The organism is Acinetobacter sp. NIPH 2100, assembly GCF_000369805.1.
Taxonomy (GTDB): domain Bacteria; phylum Pseudomonadota; class Gammaproteobacteria; order Pseudomonadales; family Moraxellaceae; genus Acinetobacter.
This window is the reverse complement of the sequence record NZ_KB850224.1, coordinates 1239464-1256297: the sequence shown is the minus strand read 5'-3', so window position 1 is coordinate 1256297 and position 16834 is coordinate 1239464. Positions and strand designations below refer to the sequence as shown.

The following is a 16834-nucleotide window of genomic DNA, read 5'->3' as shown; positions in this document are numbered from 1 at the left end:
CTCCTATGGCTGTAAGAAATTGGTGGTCACATTCTCTTGATAATCAGGCTTCACTTGATCGACCTTGCCCTGACTTTTTAAGAACGTTGCCGTATCAAAGATATTCTTGGCAAATTCACCCGCCAATGTCGTTTGCTGTTGCTGAAGATCCAGATAAATATTTCCTGAAAGCAACAATGGAATGTCTTTTACATCTGAACCCGTCAATTGTGCGATTTTCTGAATATTGTCAGCATTCTGCTCAAATGTTTTTGGATCTTGCTGGTACGCCTCAACCTGTTTCAAGCTGGTTTGTACGAATGCTTTTAAGAACTCAGGGTTTTTCTCGGCAAAGTCCTTACGTACCACCCAAAGATCGTAAGTTGGTGCACCCCATTCACCGACTTGTTTAGAGTCAGTTAAAACATGACCGCTGGCTTTGACTTTGCTTAAAGCAGGTTCCCAAACATAAGTCGCATCAATATCACCACGTTCCCAAGCTGCAGTAATTTCAGGTGGACGTAAATTGATGATCTTGACTTGATTATCAGCAATATTCCAATGCTTTAAAGCTGACAATAAACTGTAATGTGTGGTTGAAACGAATGGCACTGCAATGGTTTTTCCAATCAAATCTTGCGGTGTTTGAATGCCAGATTTATTGCTGACCACCAACGCTTCTGAACCACCTAATTTAGCCGTCACAAGAAACACTTCTATTGGTAAATCACGACTTGCTGCTGCAGCCAAAGGACTAGAACCGATATTACCAATCACCACATCGCCCGAAGCCAATGCATTGACCACATCAGAACCTGCATCAAACTTACGCCATTGAATTGCTTGATTACTATTACGTTCATAATCACCATTTGCCTGCGCAACCTTGGTTGGATCAACACCTGTTTGATAGGCAATCACCACCGCTTTATTACTTTTAGATTGAGTTGGTGCAGCATCTTTTTGATTTTGATAGACAATAAAAGCAACAATCGCCACTAGGACGATCGCAGTAACAATTAGCGGCTTAGAGTTCTTGATGCCCATAATTAGATGATCTTTCAACAATATAGGCTTATGGTATGCGGCATGCTTTATGATTAAAAATAAGAAAAAGTGAGTTGCTTATTCCATTATTAGATAAGAATAAGAGTTGATCATTACTTGCTGCTTTTATCATCAGATCTATTTTTTGAATTGTATCGTATTAAAATTCCAAAGTTGCCTTTTTTAATATTTATGTTTCACATTATTTGAAAAGTAAAATATTTAATATTGATAATTTCATCTTTAAATTAAATAAGCACATTCATTTTAAAACACTGTTTCAAACTATATTCCGAATAAGTTAATAAAAAGCTATTATTTATCAAAAATAGATATATAAATAAATTTTGCTTATTTTCCTGAATATAAAAACAGTCCTAAGATAAAAACATCATCCCGCTGATGTATGAAAAGGTTATAAAAATGAATGCTCAATTTGATTCTACTGACATAGCAGAATCGACATCTACGATTCACGGTTTATCTACCAATCCACAAGAAATCTTGCAACGTGCCCAGCAATATGCTGAAGAAAATGAACTTGATTTCACTGGCAGTGTGCCACCGACCGAAGCTTGGTATTTGGTAGAACAAGGTCATGCGGTTCTCGTCGATGTACGTACCAATGAAGAACGTAAGTTTGTCGGCTATGTGCCTGAAAGTATTCATGTTGCATGGGCAACTGGCACATCCTTTAACCGTAACCCACGCTTTTTAAAAGAACTGGATAGCAAAGTCGGCAAAGATAAACCCATTTTATTGTTGTGCCGTAGCGGTAAACGTTCTGCTTTAGCAGCAACAGCAGCCTTTAGTGCAGGTTTTGCACAAGTTTATAACGTGCTGGAAGGTTTTGAAGGTGATTTAAATGAACTGCAGCAGCGTAATCAAAGCAACGGCTGGCGCACACATCAGTTACCTTGGTTACAAGATTAATGCTGCTTTTTTAAGCGAATATTTTACGATTTATTCAATACCTCGATTTGCAAGGAATTCACGTGAGCCAATGGAAAATACAGCCTGTCGTTGAAGGCTTGCAACAAGCGCGACACGAATGGAGAGAGCGTCAACATCGTATCAAAGAATTTGGTGGACGCGAACTCCCTTCCAAAGAAGCCCTCAAATCGATCTTAGATGACCTTTGCGGAATCCTGTTTCCGATGCGACTTGGCCCCAGCGATCTGCGTCAAGAAACAGAAGATTACTATATTGCTTATACCCTTGACCGCGTACTCAATGAATTATTTTCACAGGTAAAGCTGGCTTTAAATTATGAAGCCAAAAGTCGAGTCAAACAAATCCCTGTTTCCAACAATGATCGTCTGCTCTACGAGCAACAAGTTGCCTTGGCCCAAACCATCGTACAAGACTTTGCCAATACTTTGCCTGATATCCGTCGCTTGTTGGATGCAGATGTCTGTGCTGCTTATGAAGGAGATCCAGCCGCTCATAGTGTCGATGAAGTACTGCTCTGCTATCCAGGGATTTTAGCCATCATCCATCATCGAGTAGCACATCAGCTCTATCACAGTGTTCCACTGCTTTCACGGATTATTTCTGAATTGGCTCATTCCGCTACAGGGATTGATATCCATCCAGGTGCGCAAATTGGTAAAGGTTTCTTTATCGATCATGGTACAGGTGTAGTGATTGGTGAGACCTCAGTAATCGGTGAATATGTACGTATTTATCAGGCTGTTACCCTCGGTGCGAAACGCTTCGAACTGAATGAAGATGGCGCCTTGAAAAAAGATTATGCCCGTCACCCGATTGTTGAAGACCATGTGGTGATTTATGCAGGTGCAACGATTCTAGGGTGTATCACCATTGGTAAAGGCTCAATTATTGGCGGGAATGTATGGCTCACCCATAGCGTTGCAGCAGGCAGCCAGATTTTACAGTCACCAAGTGAGTCATTACATAATAGTAAAGTTTAAATGAATGAAGTATTTAAATAGTTTTTAGAATAAATAAACGTATATTCAATACTTATATTTATTTTTTATAAATATATTCTTATGAGTAATAAGTAAATAATTCACGATTATTTATCTCATAATAATATTTTTAAAAATACTAAATAGTCTCTAGTCTAGCTAAATAAATCATTCAACATTAATTGCAATAAAACCAATTTTATTAACAAAGCCAAAGACAACAGGAAAATTTATTCATGGCAAAAACCACAGATAAAGTCCAACTTGCGCTTGGGGATCATGCAGCTAGACAGCTTGCAAATGCCACCAAGACCGTTCCACAACTTTCGACCATTACCCCTCGTTGGCTCACGCATCTATTGCAATGGATTCCTGTTGAAGCAGGTATTTATCGCGTTAACCGTGTCAGCAATACCGACGATATCCAAGTCGCGTGCACACAACGTGATGAAGCGACTTTGCCACAAACTTTTGTGGATTATGATGCGCAACCACGCGAATATTTCTTAAATGGTGTTTCAACTGTTTTAGATATTCATACTCGTGTTGCCGATCTCTACAGCAGTCCACATGATCAGATTAAAGAACAATTACGTTTAACCATTGAAACCATTAAAGAGCGTCAAGAAAGTGAGCTAATCAATAACCCTGAATATGGTTTATTGGCAAGCGTGGCAGATGACCAACGTATCTCTACGTTGAATGGTCCACCAACACCCGATGACTTTGATGATTTACTCCGTAAAGTCTGGAAAGAACCAGGTTTCTTCCTTGCACATCCAGATGCCATTGCTGCATTCGGTCGTGAATGTACCCGCCGTGGTGTTCCACCACCAACCGTAAGTTTATTCGGTTCACAGTTCATCACATGGCGCGGTGTTCCACTGATTCCGTCGAATAAGATTCCTGTGGAAGATGGTAAAACCAAAATTTTGTTATTGCGTGTGGGTGAAAAACGCCAAGGTGTGGTTGGCTTATTCCAGCCGGGCTTGGCTGGTGAGCAATCTCCTGGTCTTTCCGTACGCTTCATGGGCATCAATCGCAATGCGATTGCGTCTTACCTGATCTCACTGTACTGCTCATTGGCGGTATTGACCGAGGATGCATTGGCCGTGCTCGAAGATGTGGAGGTGGACAAGTATCATGACTACCCAGTTAACTACAAGTAATTTACACGGTAGTCCAACGGGTTCTGAAGTGGTCGGTGTTAGCCCACCGTCCAACTTCCCAGATGAAGCAACACTTTCACGGATTGCCTCTGAATTTTTTGCAGCCCTGCCAAGTTCTGGCAGTGGTCATTCTTCTGGTTTGAATTTGGACTTGCCGAATGTCGGTACGCCACCTCATCAACCACAGCCCGCTGAACCTCTGGCGGCACTCAGTGGTCGTGCGCCCAATATTGCTTATGAAAAAAGTTTAAACCCTGAATATCCTGAGCATATTCCTGACTATCCTGACTATCCTGAACGTCGTGCGATCGCCTCTGCGCCAGTCGTGGGGGGTGCCAATTTACCACGTCCACCCATTGAACCTAACTTTCCACAAGCGGTTCATAGTGCGCCGAATGTACCTTTAGTTGAGCCATCCCGTCCTTCAACAAGCGATGCTTCACCCTTTTATTTTTTAAATGATTTTACAGCACCGAGTCCGTCAAGTTCTGAATTTGATGCTGCCAATTTTGCCACAGCACAATCATTTCAATTGCCTCATGGTGATGCATTAAAAAGTTTGTTGCAGCAAGATTCTCAAGCTTCAACTCAAGCAAAAAATAACGCCTCGTCAGGCTTTTATTTCTTGGATCTGCCACAACACAATGCGGGTTACGGCAATTATCAACCTTCACAGCCACAGTTTGTGGCCAATGCCGCTCAGCCCTTGGATATTCAAGCGATCCGTCGTGACTTCCCTATTCTGCAAGAACGCGTCAATGGTCGTCCTTTGGTTTGGTTTGACAATGCAGCAACGACACAGAAACCACAAAGCGTGATTGATCGTATTGCCTATTTTTATCAGCACGAAAATTCTAATATTCATCGTGCTGCACATGAACTGGCAGCACGAGCAACCGATGCTTATGAACACGCCCGTAATGTGGTGGCACGTTTTATTGGGGCAAAATCATCAAAAGAAATTCTTTTTGTTCGTGGCACCACAGAAGGCATCAACCTGATTGCCAAGACTTGGGGTGAACAGAATATTGGTGAGGGTGATGAGATTATTGTTTCGCATCTTGAACATCACGCCAATATCGTACCGTGGTTCCAGCTGACCAAGAAAGTCGGTGCCAAACTGCGTGTCATTCCTGTGGATGATACGGGACAAATCATTTTGGAAGAGCTACCCAAACTGATTAATGAGCGCACCAAACTGATTTCGATTACCCAAGTGTCCAATGCCCTAGGTACCGTCACTCCTGTCGCTGAGGTCATCAAAATCGCCCATGCCAAAGGTGTACGCGTCTTGGTCGATGGTGCCCAATCTGTTTCGCATATGCCAACTGATGTCCAAGCGATTGATGCTGACTTCTTTGTGTTCTCAGGGCATAAAGTCTTTGGGCCAACAGGCATTGGTGCAGTTTATGCCAAACCTGAAATTCTGGAGACCATGCCCGTTTGGGAAGGCGGCGGCAATATGATTCAGGATGTGAGCTTTGAACAAGTCATTTACCAACCTGCCCCAAATAAGTTTGAAGCGGGAACAGGTAATATTGCTGATGCGGTAGGTTTAGGCGCTGCTTTAGAATATGTTGAACGCCTAGGCATTCATAATATTGCCCGTTATGAACATGACTTACTGGAGTATGGTCAGCACGCATTGAGTACGGTTTCAGGTTTAAGACCCATTGGTACAGCCCGCAACAAGGCCAGTGTGATGTCCTTTACCCTTGAAGGTTATTCCACTGAACAAGTGGGTAAAGCACTCAATCAACATGGCATTGCAGTACGTTCAGGGCATCATTGCGCTCAGCCAATCCTACGTCGTTTTGGTGTAGAACAGACTGTGCGTCCTTCTTTGGCGTTTTATAACACCACAGAAGAAATTGATTTGTTGGTATCCGTCTTACATCAACTTGCAAGAAATAAGCGAAGTAATTAAATCTACTCCAATAAAAAGACTGCCTCAGCGCAGTCTTTTTTCTGTTTAGGAAAATGCAACACTCCAAATCAATCGTATTGCAACTACACCGAGAATAACCCCCATCACGCGTTCGAAATATACGCCAAACTCTAAGAAGCGTTTCCGTACAATCGGTTGAGCAAACATGATACTGACCAAAATAAACCATAAGGCATTGACTAGACACATCCAAAGCCCATAACCAATTTGAACCTTTAACGGTGTAGTAGGACTGACAATGGTAGTAAAAATCGCCAGAAAGAAAACTGTCGCTTTCGGATTTAATGCGTTGGTTAAGAAACCCATATTGAAGGCTTGGATTAAACTCGGTTTGCCCATCACCTCACCTGCCAAAATATCCAGATTGGCATTCGGTTGACTACGTAAACATTGCCAGCCCAAGTAAATCAAATAAGCTGCACCTGCAACGCGTAGTAACGACATTAACCAGACACTTTGCTGAATCAATACCCCAACACCCACCAAAGTATAAAACACATGCACCGAGATACCAACGCCAATACCAATCGCGGTGATACAGCCAATCAAATAACCATAGCGAACACTTTGTCTGACGGTAATAATAAAATCAGGTCCCGGTAAAACAACTGCCATAAAATGGATCAATGCCAAGGCTAGAAACTCATGTCCATACAACTGCCACATTTCATTTATCTCCACATCATGACTACAGGAAAAAGATTGTATTGCGATTTTCAAAGCGCGATAATCCAATCAAAATCCAAATAACTTTTGCCTCATGAGCACAAATCAAAGTCTGGTTCTATTAAATGAAATGGCAACTTTTGTAAAAGTTGTCGAAACGGAAAGTTTTTCTGAAACTGCTCGCCAGCTCGGCTCAACCCCTTCTGCGGTCAGTCGTGCCATTGCTCGTTTAGAACGTGCGCTAGGTACACGCTTACTGCATCGCACCACTCGTAAACTGCGCTTAAGTGAAAGTGGCCAACAAGTCTATGAGCGCTGCGTGGATCTGGTCAATGCAGCACAAGCAGTAATGGAAAGTTCAGGACAATTTCATATTGAACCGCAAGGCATTATCCGAATCAGTGTGCCAAAGGCCGTTGGGCATTTTATGCTGCATCCGCACTTACCTGAATTTTTGGCCTTGTATCCCAAAATTGATATTCAGCTATTATTGGAAGACCGTTACATCGACTTGATCGATGATGGTGTAGATCTAGCGATTCGCATTACTGAACAACCGCCAGGTGGATTGATGGGACGAAAACTGATTGAGATTGATCATTTGATTTGTGCCACGCCTGAATATTTGCAGAAAAATGGCGTACCACAGCATCCACACGACTTAAAACAGCATCAATGTATCTATTTGGGCGAACAACCGAATGATTCTAAATGGAAATTCCAGCAAGAACAGAAATCCATTACCGTTGCTGTCCGCGGTCGTTATGCTGCGAATCATACAGGCGTGCGTCTGAGTGCAGCCTTACAACATTTAGGCATTGCCAGTTTGCCTTACTTCGTGGCCCGCCATGCTTTAGAACAAGGCACACTGGTTCAGGTCTTACCTGATTGGCATTTTAAAACCTACTACAGCGGTGGCGCATGGTTACTCTACCCGCCAACACGACATGTTCCACCCAAACTCAGTGTGTTCATTCAATATCTGGCTGAAAAATTAGCCGCAGAACCCGTCCTGTTTCAGCAAAATAACCCAAGCTAAAATGATCACTTTCATTTATAAATCTAACGACAATAGCAAACAATAGGATGTTTTATAACATTCTAAGTTATTTATTTTTAATGATTTACTCTTAAAAAATACAGATAGATAAAAAATAAAAATCATCTTTATTTTTCATCCTGCACAGAAGGTAATGCACAAAAACAGATATTTTTTTCAGCATAAGTTATTTTTCTTCATTTTGCATAATCGCTAATCTAACAACCAAGTTGTTATAACAAGTTTAAGTTCAATGAACCAACCAATTGTGAATAAAGTGAACGGCGAACGCCCGTTGTATGATCAAGTCTATCAGGCCCTGCTACAGCAGATCGTTGATGGAACCTATCATATTCATCAGCAACTGCCATCTGAAAAAGAATTGAGTGAATTATTTAATGTCAGTCGCATCACCATTCGTCAGGCACTCAATCAACTTCAGCTCGAACACTTGGTTTACAAAATTCAAGGCAAAGGTACTTTCGTTAGCGCACCGAAAACCTTTCAGAATATTTCACAATTACAAGGCTTTGCCGAAGCTATGACCAATATGGGGCATGAGGTATTTAACGTTGTAAAAGAGTTTCGCTTTATTCCAGCTACACCGCAAATTGCATCGAAATTAAAACTTTCAGTCAACAGCACTGTGGTGGAGATCAAACGGATTCGCTTACTCAATCGTAACCCGGTTTCATTTGAACTGACCTACTTACCTGAAGCGATTGGTACAGCTTTGCAACAGATCAACCTCTCCACACGCGATGTATTTTTAGCGATTGAAGAGGATTTATCGCTTGCCTTGGGACATGCCGATTTAAACATTGATGCCACACTTGCTGATGAAGAACTCAGTGAGCTTTTACAAGTCGATATCAATGCGCCCCTGTTAAGAGTGGAGCGATTGACTCACGATCATGCAGGACATCCAATCGATTTCGAATATCTCTATTTTTCAGGAGAGACCTTCCAATACCGTTTAAGAGTAGATCGAAAGCGAAATACCTAACGACCATTACTTTGTGAGTTAAGACTCACTCAAAAAGGCACAACATGAATACGATTACACTGGACTATGACATTGTCGTCATCGGTGGGGGGACGGCTGGCCCAATGGCAGCCATCAAAGCCAAAACAGCCAACCCCAACCTGAGAGTTTTATTGATTGAAAAAGCCAATGTGAAACGCAGCGGCGCAATTTCAATGGGCATGGACGGCCTGAATAATGCCGTGATTCCAGGCTATGCCACGCCTGAGCAATATACCAAGGAAATTACCATTGCCAATGATGGCATTGTTAACCAAGCCACGGTCTATGCCTATGCCAAACATAGTTTCACCACCCTTCAACAGCTGGATCAATGGGGAGTAAAATTTGAAAAGGATGAAACGGGTGAATATGCGGTCAAAAAGGTCCATCACATGGGTGCTTATGTGCTGCCAATGCCTGAAGGTCATGACATTAAAAAAGTTCTGTATCGCCAACTGAAACGTGCTCAGGTCAAAATTAATAACCGCATCGTCACCACTCGTCTGCTGAAAAATGCAGAAGGTGCCATCAACGGCGTACTGGGTTTTGACTGTCGCAATGGTGACTTCTATGTGATCAAAACCAAGGCTGCGATTTTATGTTGTGGGGCCGCTGGACGTCTGGGCTTGCCTGCATCTGGCTATCTCATGGGAACGTATGAAAACCCAACCAATGCGGGTGATGGCTATGCCATGGCTTACCACGCAGGTGCTGAGCTTTCAAATCTGGAATGTTTCCAGATCAATCCACTGATTAAAGATTATAACGGCCCTGCCTGTGCTTATGTGACAGGTCCTTTGGGTGGTTATACCGCCAACAGCAAAGGTGAACGCTTTATTGAGTGCGACTACTGGTCAGGCCAAATGATGTGGGAATTTTATCAGGAGCTGCAAAGTGGCAATGGCCCAGTGTTCCTGAAAATGGATCATTTGGCGGAAGAAACCATTCAAACCATTGAAGAGATTCTACATACCAATGAACGTCCAAGCCGCGGCCGTTTCCATGAAGGACGTGGCACAGATTACCGCCAAGATATGGTGGAAATGCAGATTTCAGAAATTGGTTTCTGTAGTGGCCACAGTGCATCTGGGGTATGGGTCAATGAAAAAGCAGAAACCTCCGTCAAGGGTTTATATAGCGCAGGCGATATGGCAGCCGTTCCACATAACTATATGTTGGGCGCCTTTACCTATGGCTGGTTTGCTGGGGTCAACTCCGCTGAATATGTTGTAGAACAGGCCGACTCAGAACTGAATGCTGATGAAATAGAGGCCGAAAAAGCCCGTATTTTTGCGCCCTTACACCGTCCAGAAGGTTTGTCATCGGAACAAGTGGAATACAAGTTACGCCGTATGGTCAACGATTATTTACAACCTCCTAAAACCCGACAAAAAATTGAAATAGCGCTAAAGCGCTTCGAAGAAATTAAAACTGATATTGCGCAGATCAATGCCAGCCATCCACATGAATTGATGCGCGTTGCTGAAGTCGCTGTAATTCGGGACTGTGCCGAAATGGCGGCACGTGCTTCGTTATTTCGTGAAGAAAGTCGTTGGGGCCTGTATCACTATCGCGCAGATTGCCCAGAAAAAAATGATCGGGACTGGTTCTGTCATGCCCATCTGAAAAAAGATCAGCACGGCAATATGGTTAGCTTTAAAAAAGCGGTTGAGCCTTATTTCATTCCGATCGAGGAAGATGAAGCCAATGCTTACAACTTATTGCGAATCCAAAAGAAATTAGTCGCTGAAGCAGTCGAATAAGGAACATCACATGGCGTTTATTTTTAAAGAAATTTCCCACCGCACTGCTGCACCCGTGTTGGTGGATGAAGACAAATGTATTGCCGACAAAGGCTGTACCGTCTGTGTCGATGTTTGTCCAATGGACTTATTGGCGATTCATCCGACCAGCAACAAAGCCTATATGCAGTTTGATGAATGTTGGTATTGCATGCCATGCGAGAAGGACTGCCCGACCGATGCCATTCAGGTCAACATTCCATATTTACTTAAATGAGGGGAACAACATGAGATTCAACAACTTGGCCAAAAGCCTAATTCTGGGCGGTAGCTTCCTGTCGGTATTCAGCTCAGCACAGGCAGAAAATATTCGTATTGCGATTGGTACTCAAGACACGACCATCAACTGTGCCACAGGTGGCTTACTGATTCGCGAATTAAATTTATTACCTAAATATTTACCCAAAACTGGCAAATATAAAGATGCTAAATACGATATTGTCTGGAAAAACTTTACTTCTGGCGCACCATTGACCAGTGAAATGGTGGCTGGTCGTTTAGATATTGGCGCCATGGCAGACTTCCCTGCGGTTAATAATAATGTCGCTTTTAAAAAGACAAATAAAGAAAGTATTTTCCTGAGTGTGCTCTCTGGCAGTACCACTGGAAGTGGTAATGGTATTGTAGTTCCATTGCAATCAGAGGTTAGCTCAATTCAGGAATTAAAAGGTAAAACCATTTCAGTGCCTTTTGCCTCGACCTCGCATGGTCTGTTACTGCGTGCCATTGCTGCACAAGGTTGGGATCCGAAAAAGGATGTCAAAATTATTGCCCAAGCCCCTGAAGTGGCAGGCCCAGCGCTGAAAAGTAATAAAATTGATGCGCATGCTGACTTCGTCCCTTTTGCAGAATTATTTCCTTACCAAGGTTTTGCCCGAAAAATCTATGACGGTGCACAGGCTAAAACCCCAACCTTCCACGGTTCTTTAGCCAATAAATCCTATGCACAACAATATCCTGAAATTATTCAGGCCTATTTGCGCGCGACGATTGAAGCCGATCAACTGATTCGTAAAGAACCTGAAAAATATAGTGAACTGATTGCAGCCAAAACAGGGATTCCTGCCGAAGTCGTGTATTTGTTCCATGGACCACTTGGCGTACAAACCCGTGACCTGACGTGGAAACCTGAATATAAACAAGCTACTCAAACTGCGGTCGATACTTTGAAATATCTGGGACGAGATGATGTTGATATCAATGTAAATCAATTCATTGACGATCAATACATCAAAAAAGCGTTTCAAAGTGCAGGACTGAATTATACACAACAACTGAAAAACTATGCTCAGTCTCCTCTTATTGCCAAAGATGCCCTGACTCAAAAACCAATTCAGAGTTTTGATCGGGTTACACAGATTTGGGTGAAAGGTGAAGCCAAGGTGCGTAGTTATGCCACACCTGAAACTGCCTTCGCAGATTTAAATAAATTAAAGAAAAATGGTAAAAATATCCGCGTGGTGTACAACCAAGACCGTAATTTAAAAATCAAATTACTCGCGAATCTAGCTTGGTATGCCACCGATAAAAACAGTCAGATCAGTGCATTCTTACTGCGTGGAGATGCCAACAATTGGGCCAAAGCAAATGGTGGCAAAGTCTATGATTTTAATAATGCACAAAAGCTGGTGAAGTAATCTGAACATCCCCCCTAAATCCGCCTTTTCAAAGGGTGAGAAGCGGAGCTTCGCAAGGCCACGAATTTAAAGACTTCATTATTTCGCGGCGTTCCCTCTTCTTTAGGAGAGGGTTAGGGAGAGGTTAATTTTAAGAAATTCAGGAGAAAACAAAGTGAATAGTTTAGCGGACACCCAAGTCATCTCCCCCAAGGCAATCCGCCCTGTGTTTATATTTTCAAAAAGTCGTGTGATTTCGTATTTATTAAGTGTGATATCACTGCTACTCAGTCTTATGTTTTGGCAATTGGCCTCGCAGTACCATTTAAATTTAGGACTGATCAACTTCGCCAATGTACCTTCGCCACGAGATGTTATTCAATCGTTGCTCGCTTTTGCTGAACTTGATACCGCACTCGCCCATGTCAAAGCCAGTATTACTCGCGTTCTGATTGGTTTTTTACTCGCATCAGTGATCGGCGTGGTTTTAGGATTATTGATTGGTTATTCCAAAATGCTGGCGGCCCTGTTTATGCCCCCCCTAGAAATCTTGCGCCCGATTCCTGCGGTGGCATGGATTCCCTTAGCCATTTTGATGTTCCCCTCCTCAGAAGCATCGATGATTTTCATTACTTTTTTAGGCGCGCTATTTCCAATCTTGCTCAATACCATTCATGGTGTTGAGGCTGTTGACCAACGCCTGATTGCATCTGCAAAAAGTCTAGGTGCAGGCCAGTTTGCTATTTTACGCGAAGTGATTATTCCAGGTTCTTTACCGAGTATTACCACTGGTTTAGCCATTGGCATGGGGACTTGCTGGTTCTGTCTGGTAACGGCTGAAATGATCTCTGGTCAGTTAGGCATTGGCTATTTCACTTGGGAATCCTTCACCTTGCAAAACTATGCCGACATTATTGTAGGCATGTTATTGATCGGGGCACTAGGCATGTTCAGCAGTGCTTTTCTGCGCTATCTCGGTAAAAAACTTACCCCTTGGTATCAGTTAAGGAAGGCATAATATGAGTCAGTACGGTCATATCCATTTACACAATATCAATCTGCACCTTGGGCAAGACAAACAACGTTTTCAGGCCTTAGATCATGTCTCTTTTGATATTCAAGCAGGTGAATTTGTCTGTTTGCTCGGACCTTCTGGTTGTGGCAAATCAACACTGCTTGGCGCACTGGCAGGCCATTTGCCAATTAGCTCAGGCACCATGTTGCTGGATCAAAAAGCCATTCAGAAACCCTCATCTGACCGTGGTTTAGTGTTTCAGCAGCACACCCTATTTCCATGGAAAAGTGTGCTAGAGAATGTTTGCTTTGGCTTAAAAATGAAAGGCTTCTCTAAAGCACAACGCTTAGTTCAAGCCCAGCAAATGATTGAACTGGTCGGCTTAAAAGGTTTTGAACATAAATATCCCGCTGAATTGTCAGGTGGAATGCAACAACGGGTTGAAATTGCACGCGTGCTGATCAATCAACCTCGTGTATTGCTGATGGATGAGCCTTTTGGTGCACTGGATGCCCAAACCCGTTTAAAGATGCAGGAACTGCTGCTTGAAATCTGGCAAAGTATTCAAACTTCAGTGCTATTCATTACCCACGATATTGATGAAGCTTTATTTCTGGCAGATCGGGTCTTGATCATGAGCCATCGCCCAGGACGTATTATTGAAGAAATCAAACTGGATTTCCCTCGCCCAAGACATGTTGATCTGGTCACTTCGACTGAATTTACCCAAATTAAAAAACATTGCATTCAAGTATTAAAACACGCCACCCAAGCTGAACTGAGTCGATTGAATCCACTCGGTTTAAATCAGAAAGTCGCTGTTTAGGAATAATAAAATATGAGTCTAAATTACCCAATCCTTGCGGAGATTGATGAGGATTATGCTGATTATCTCCGTCAACTGAATCAGGACGACGAAAATATCCGCTTTGTCGCAATTATGAATATTGCCGATGAGGAACAAACAGAATTATTGCCTTGGTTGCAGCATGCTGTTTTACATGATCCCGCAAGCAAAGTACGCGAGCGAGCTGCCACCCGTTTAGAAGGTTGGGAGGATGCAACTTCTTTACATACATTGGCTCAAGCTTTAGATGATCAACATGAAAATGTGCGTATCGCTGCAGCACAAAGTCTTAGTGAGATTAAACATACTGAATCTGCTGATCATCTGGCAAGCTACTTGCAGCATCACGATGACTTTGTGATTGCCTCCATCTTAAGAGCACTTAAAGAGTTGCGCGCTGAACCATTATTTGGTGCCATCCATAAGCATGTTCAACATGCCAATCCCCTCGTACGTAAAGAAGCTGTGAGCACCCTAAGTTGGTTGCAGAAACAGGAAGGCTTGACAACACTGGCACAGATCGCACAGCATGATGTTGATACAGAAATTCGTCGTATCGCGACAGGTGCTTTAGCGGCTAGCCAAGCTTTAACACCCGAAATTTTATCTGCCTTACACAGTTCTCTCACAGCCGAGGCATGGCAACTTCGTGTCGAAGCCGCCTTGACCATCGGTAAATTAAAAGCCATTGAACTAGAACTACCTCTTTTGCAGCAACTGGATGATGCTTATTGGCAAGTTCGAATTGCGGTTACTCGCAGTTTAGGTTTAATCAAATCCAAAGCGGCAATTGTAAAACTACAAGAAAATTTCCAGCATGACATCAGCAACTTACGCAAAGAAGTTGCCATTGCCTTAGGTGAAATTGGTGGGGAATCAGCTCAAAATATTTTATTACAGCATGCGGAAGACCCTGATCCAGAAGTCCGTAAATCGATTCGTATTGGACTGGCGCTGATTCAGGAGAAACTTTATGCCGCTTGAACCCAATCAGCTCAAAGTTGATACCGAGCAACAACGCCTGTTTCTGATGTGGGATGACGGTACGCAAAAGGACTTTAGCCATGCTCAGCTCAGAGCTAGCTGTCCTTGCGGTTTTTGTCGAGCTAAACGTCTACGACAACAAGATGTTCATTATCCAGATCATGTTGCAATCTCAGCCATCTATTCCCAAGGTTACGGGATTCAAATTTGTTTTGATGATGGACATGATAAAGGGATTTTCCCTTGGGCTTTTTTAAAAGAATTAAATGGTTAAAAAACTTTCAAAATGATGAAATCGAACTATACATCGCATGTTTTCATCATTTTGAATTATTAAGCCACTAAATTAGCTAAGCTCAATTGTAATCATCCCCTATGATACAACGATAAAAATAAAACGCTTTGGAAACCACCATGCCACAATCTGATATAACGCCCCCAATTCAATCAGTTCCTTTCTGGCAAGCTTTTCTGTTCTGGCTGAAATTAGGCTTTATTAGCTTTGGTGGCCCTGCCGGTCAAATTGCAGTGATGCATCAGGAACTAGTGGAACAAAAACGCTGGATTTCTGAGAAAAGATTCTTACATGCACTGAATTACTGCATGCTACTTCCAGGTCCCGAAGCACAACAACTCGCGACTTATATTGGCTGGCTCATGCATCGAACCAAGGGTGGTTTAATTGCAGGGATTCTATTTGTGCTGCCCTCTTTATTTATTTTAATTGCGCTGTCATGGATTTACGTGAAATTTGGAGATGTCTCCATCATTGCAGGACTGTTTTATGGGATCAAACCAGCGGTCACAGCCATTGTATTCCATGCAACCTATCGTATAGGTAGCCGAACGCTCAAAAATTCATTTCTTTGGTTAATTGCAGCAGCAGCCTTTATTGCTATCTTTGTTTTTAATGTTCCTTTCCCTTTGATCGTATTTGCTGCCGCGCTTACGGGATATTTACTGAGCAAGAAAAAACCAGATTTATTTACCCATCAAGCTGCGCATCAAAATAACCAAAAAAATTATGGCACGGCATTGATTGATGATGATACGCCTACGCCTGCCCATGCAATTTTTCGTTGGACAAACCTGATTAAAATCGTGGTCATTGCAGCCTTGCTCTGGTTGATTCCAATCACGCTTTTAACCCTAAGCCTCGGTTGGCAACATAGCTATACGCAAATGGCATGGTTCTTTACCAAAGCTGCCTTACTGACCTTTGGTGGTGCTTATGCAGTTTTGCCTTATGTCTACCAAGGTGCAGTCAATCATTATGCTTGGCTCCGCCCTACCCAAATGATTGATGGCTTGGCACTCGGTGAAAGTACCCCAGGTCCATTAATTATGGTAGTTGCTTTCGTGGGCTTTTTGGGAGCTTATAACCATGCATTATTGGGCGCTGATCAGCTATTTTTAGCAGGGGCAATTGGTGCGGTGATTGTCACTTGGTTTACCTTTTTATTTTCCTTTGTATTTATTTTAGCGGGTGCACCAATGATTGAGTCCACACATAATGAACTGAAATTTACTGCACCACTCACTGCAATTACTGCGGCAGTGGTCGGTGTTATTTTAAATCTGGCTTTGTTCTTTAGTTATCATGTGTTGTGGCCAAAGGGTTTTGATCATGCTTTTAATTACGAAGCAGCCTTGATTACAATAGGTGCGCTGATTGCCTTATTTAAATTTCAGCTCAACGTATTGTATGTGATTTTTGCTTCAGCCTTTTGTGGCCTCATCTTATATATCGGTGCTTAAACT

At 42.7% G+C, this 16834-nt stretch carries 16 protein-coding genes; 14 read left to right on the top strand and 2 right to left on the bottom strand.

Annotation, left to right across the window (positions count from 1 at the left end):
• Positions 1–3: 3 nt before the first annotated feature.
• Positions 4–1044, bottom strand: coding sequence for a taurine ABC transporter substrate-binding protein (gene tauA / locus F887_RS12220; RefSeq protein ID WP_171067388.1), 1041 nt, complete (start codon positions 1042–1044; stop codon positions 4–6).
• A gap of 405 nt (positions 1045–1449) precedes the next feature.
• On the opposite strand from tauA, the gene F887_RS12225 reads away from it, so the two are divergent.
• From F887_RS12225 to F887_RS12240, 4 genes are all read left to right on the top strand, one after another.
• Entirely contained in the window at positions 1450–1959 is a 510-nt protein-coding gene (locus F887_RS12225; protein WP_005292701.1) for a rhodanese-like domain-containing protein, read from the top strand.
• A gap of 62 nt (positions 1960–2021) precedes the next feature.
• The gene (epsC, locus tag F887_RS12230) at positions 2022–2960 is read left to right on the top strand and encodes a serine O-acetyltransferase EpsC (protein ID WP_005292699.1); all 939 of its coding nucleotides are present in this window, start codon (positions 2022–2024) and stop codon (positions 2958–2960) included.
• 236 nt (positions 2961–3196) lie between these two features.
• Positions 3197–4129, top strand: coding sequence for a family 2A encapsulin nanocompartment shell protein (locus F887_RS12235; RefSeq protein ID WP_005151670.1), 933 nt, complete (start codon positions 3197–3199; stop codon positions 4127–4129).
• Entirely contained in the window at positions 4104–6056 is a 1953-nt protein-coding gene (locus tag F887_RS12240) for a family 2A encapsulin nanocompartment cargo protein cysteine desulfurase (RefSeq protein ID WP_005292696.1), read from the top strand. Before F887_RS12235 ends, F887_RS12240 begins: the two co-directional genes overlap by 26 nt.
• Before the next feature lie 45 nt (positions 6057–6101).
• Here F887_RS12240 and F887_RS12245 read toward each other — a convergent pair whose 3' ends face one another.
• On the bottom strand, positions 6102–6743 hold the full coding sequence (locus tag F887_RS12245) for a LysE family translocator (RefSeq protein WP_005292694.1): 642 nt from the start codon (positions 6741–6743) through the stop codon (positions 6102–6104).
• Positions 6744–6837: 94 nt separating this feature from the next.
• Between F887_RS12245 and F887_RS12250 the strand changes: the two genes are divergently transcribed.
• The 10 genes from F887_RS12250 (at position 6838) to chrA (ending at position 16831) form a co-directional block, all read left to right on the top strand.
• The gene (locus F887_RS12250; protein ID WP_005292692.1) at positions 6838–7782 is read left to right on the top strand and encodes a LysR family transcriptional regulator; all 945 of its coding nucleotides are present in this window, start codon (positions 6838–6840) and stop codon (positions 7780–7782) included.
• 253 nt (positions 7783–8035) lie between these two features.
• Entirely contained in the window at positions 8036–8788 is a 753-nt protein-coding gene (locus F887_RS12255; RefSeq protein WP_005292689.1) for a GntR family transcriptional regulator, read from the top strand.
• A 44-nt stretch (positions 8789–8832) separates the two neighbouring features.
• Positions 8833–10572 carry a fumarate reductase/succinate dehydrogenase flavoprotein subunit gene (locus F887_RS12260; protein ID WP_005292687.1) on the top strand — a complete coding sequence of 580 codons (1740 nt, stop codon included), beginning with the start codon at positions 8833–8835 and terminating at the stop codon, positions 10570–10572.
• A 10-nt stretch (positions 10573–10582) separates the two neighbouring features.
• Positions 10583–10828: a 4Fe-4S dicluster domain-containing protein gene (locus tag F887_RS12265; RefSeq protein WP_005292685.1), complete on the top strand. Its 246-nt coding sequence runs from the start codon at positions 10583–10585 to the stop codon at positions 10826–10828.
• A gap of 10 nt (positions 10829–10838) precedes the next feature.
• Positions 10839–12248: an ABC transporter substrate-binding protein gene (locus F887_RS12270; protein WP_005292683.1), complete on the top strand. Its 1410-nt coding sequence runs from the start codon at positions 10839–10841 to the stop codon at positions 12246–12248.
• A gap of 154 nt (positions 12249–12402) precedes the next feature.
• Positions 12403–13245, top strand: coding sequence for an ABC transporter permease (locus F887_RS12275; RefSeq protein ID WP_005292681.1), 843 nt, complete (start codon positions 12403–12405; stop codon positions 13243–13245).
• 1 nt (position 13246) lies between these two features.
• Positions 13247–14068 (top strand): ABC transporter ATP-binding protein, encoded by an 822-nt coding sequence (locus tag F887_RS12280; protein WP_005292677.1) that lies wholly within the window; start codon positions 13247–13249, stop codon positions 14066–14068.
• Between the two features lie 12 nt (positions 14069–14080).
• Positions 14081–15073: a HEAT repeat domain-containing protein gene (locus tag F887_RS12285; protein WP_005292674.1), complete on the top strand. Its 993-nt coding sequence runs from the start codon at positions 14081–14083 to the stop codon at positions 15071–15073.
• The gene (locus F887_RS12290) at positions 15063–15347 is read left to right on the top strand and encodes a gamma-butyrobetaine hydroxylase-like domain-containing protein (protein ID WP_005292671.1); all 285 of its coding nucleotides are present in this window, start codon (positions 15063–15065) and stop codon (positions 15345–15347) included. Before F887_RS12285 ends, F887_RS12290 begins: the two co-directional genes overlap by 11 nt.
• Positions 15348–15487: 140 nt before the next feature.
• Positions 15488–16831, top strand: coding sequence for a chromate efflux transporter (chrA, locus tag F887_RS12295; RefSeq protein ID WP_005292668.1), 1344 nt, complete (start codon positions 15488–15490; stop codon positions 16829–16831).
• Positions 16832–16834: the final 3 nt, after the last annotated feature.

What these genes read in the sequence shown, in the direction of transcription:
- F887_RS12235 (WP_005151670.1), top strand. Translation starts at nt 3,197, where the DNA reads ATGGCAAAAACCACAGATAAAGTCCAACTTGCGCTTGGGGATCATGCA.
- F887_RS12265 (WP_005292685.1), top strand. Translation starts at nt 10,583, where the DNA reads ATGGCGTTTATTTTTAAAGAAATTTCCCACCGCACTGCTGCACCCGTG.
- F887_RS12280 (WP_005292677.1), top strand. Translation starts at nt 13,247, where the DNA reads ATGAGTCAGTACGGTCATATCCATTTACACAATATCAATCTGCACCTT.
- F887_RS12270 (WP_005292683.1), top strand. Translation starts at nt 10,839, where the DNA reads ATGAGATTCAACAACTTGGCCAAAAGCCTAATTCTGGGCGGTAGCTTC.
- F887_RS12285 (WP_005292674.1), top strand. Translation starts at nt 14,081, where the DNA reads ATGAGTCTAAATTACCCAATCCTTGCGGAGATTGATGAGGATTATGCT.
- F887_RS12225 (WP_005292701.1), top strand. Translation starts at nt 1,450, where the DNA reads ATGAATGCTCAATTTGATTCTACTGACATAGCAGAATCGACATCTACG.
- F887_RS12255 (WP_005292689.1), top strand. Translation starts at nt 8,036, where the DNA reads ATGAACCAACCAATTGTGAATAAAGTGAACGGCGAACGCCCGTTGTAT.
- F887_RS12245 (WP_005292694.1), bottom strand. Translation starts at nt 6,743, where the DNA reads ATGTGGCAGTTGTATGGACATGAGTTTCTAGCCTTGGCATTGATCCAT.
- chrA (WP_005292668.1), top strand. Translation starts at nt 15,488, where the DNA reads ATGCCACAATCTGATATAACGCCCCCAATTCAATCAGTTCCTTTCTGG.
- F887_RS12240 (WP_005292696.1), top strand. Translation starts at nt 4,104, where the DNA reads ATGACTACCCAGTTAACTACAAGTAATTTACACGGTAGTCCAACGGGT.
- F887_RS12250 (WP_005292692.1), top strand. Translation starts at nt 6,838, where the DNA reads ATGAGCACAAATCAAAGTCTGGTTCTATTAAATGAAATGGCAACTTTT.
- F887_RS12260 (WP_005292687.1), top strand. Translation starts at nt 8,833, where the DNA reads ATGAATACGATTACACTGGACTATGACATTGTCGTCATCGGTGGGGGG.
- F887_RS12290 (WP_005292671.1), top strand. Translation starts at nt 15,063, where the DNA reads ATGCCGCTTGAACCCAATCAGCTCAAAGTTGATACCGAGCAACAACGC.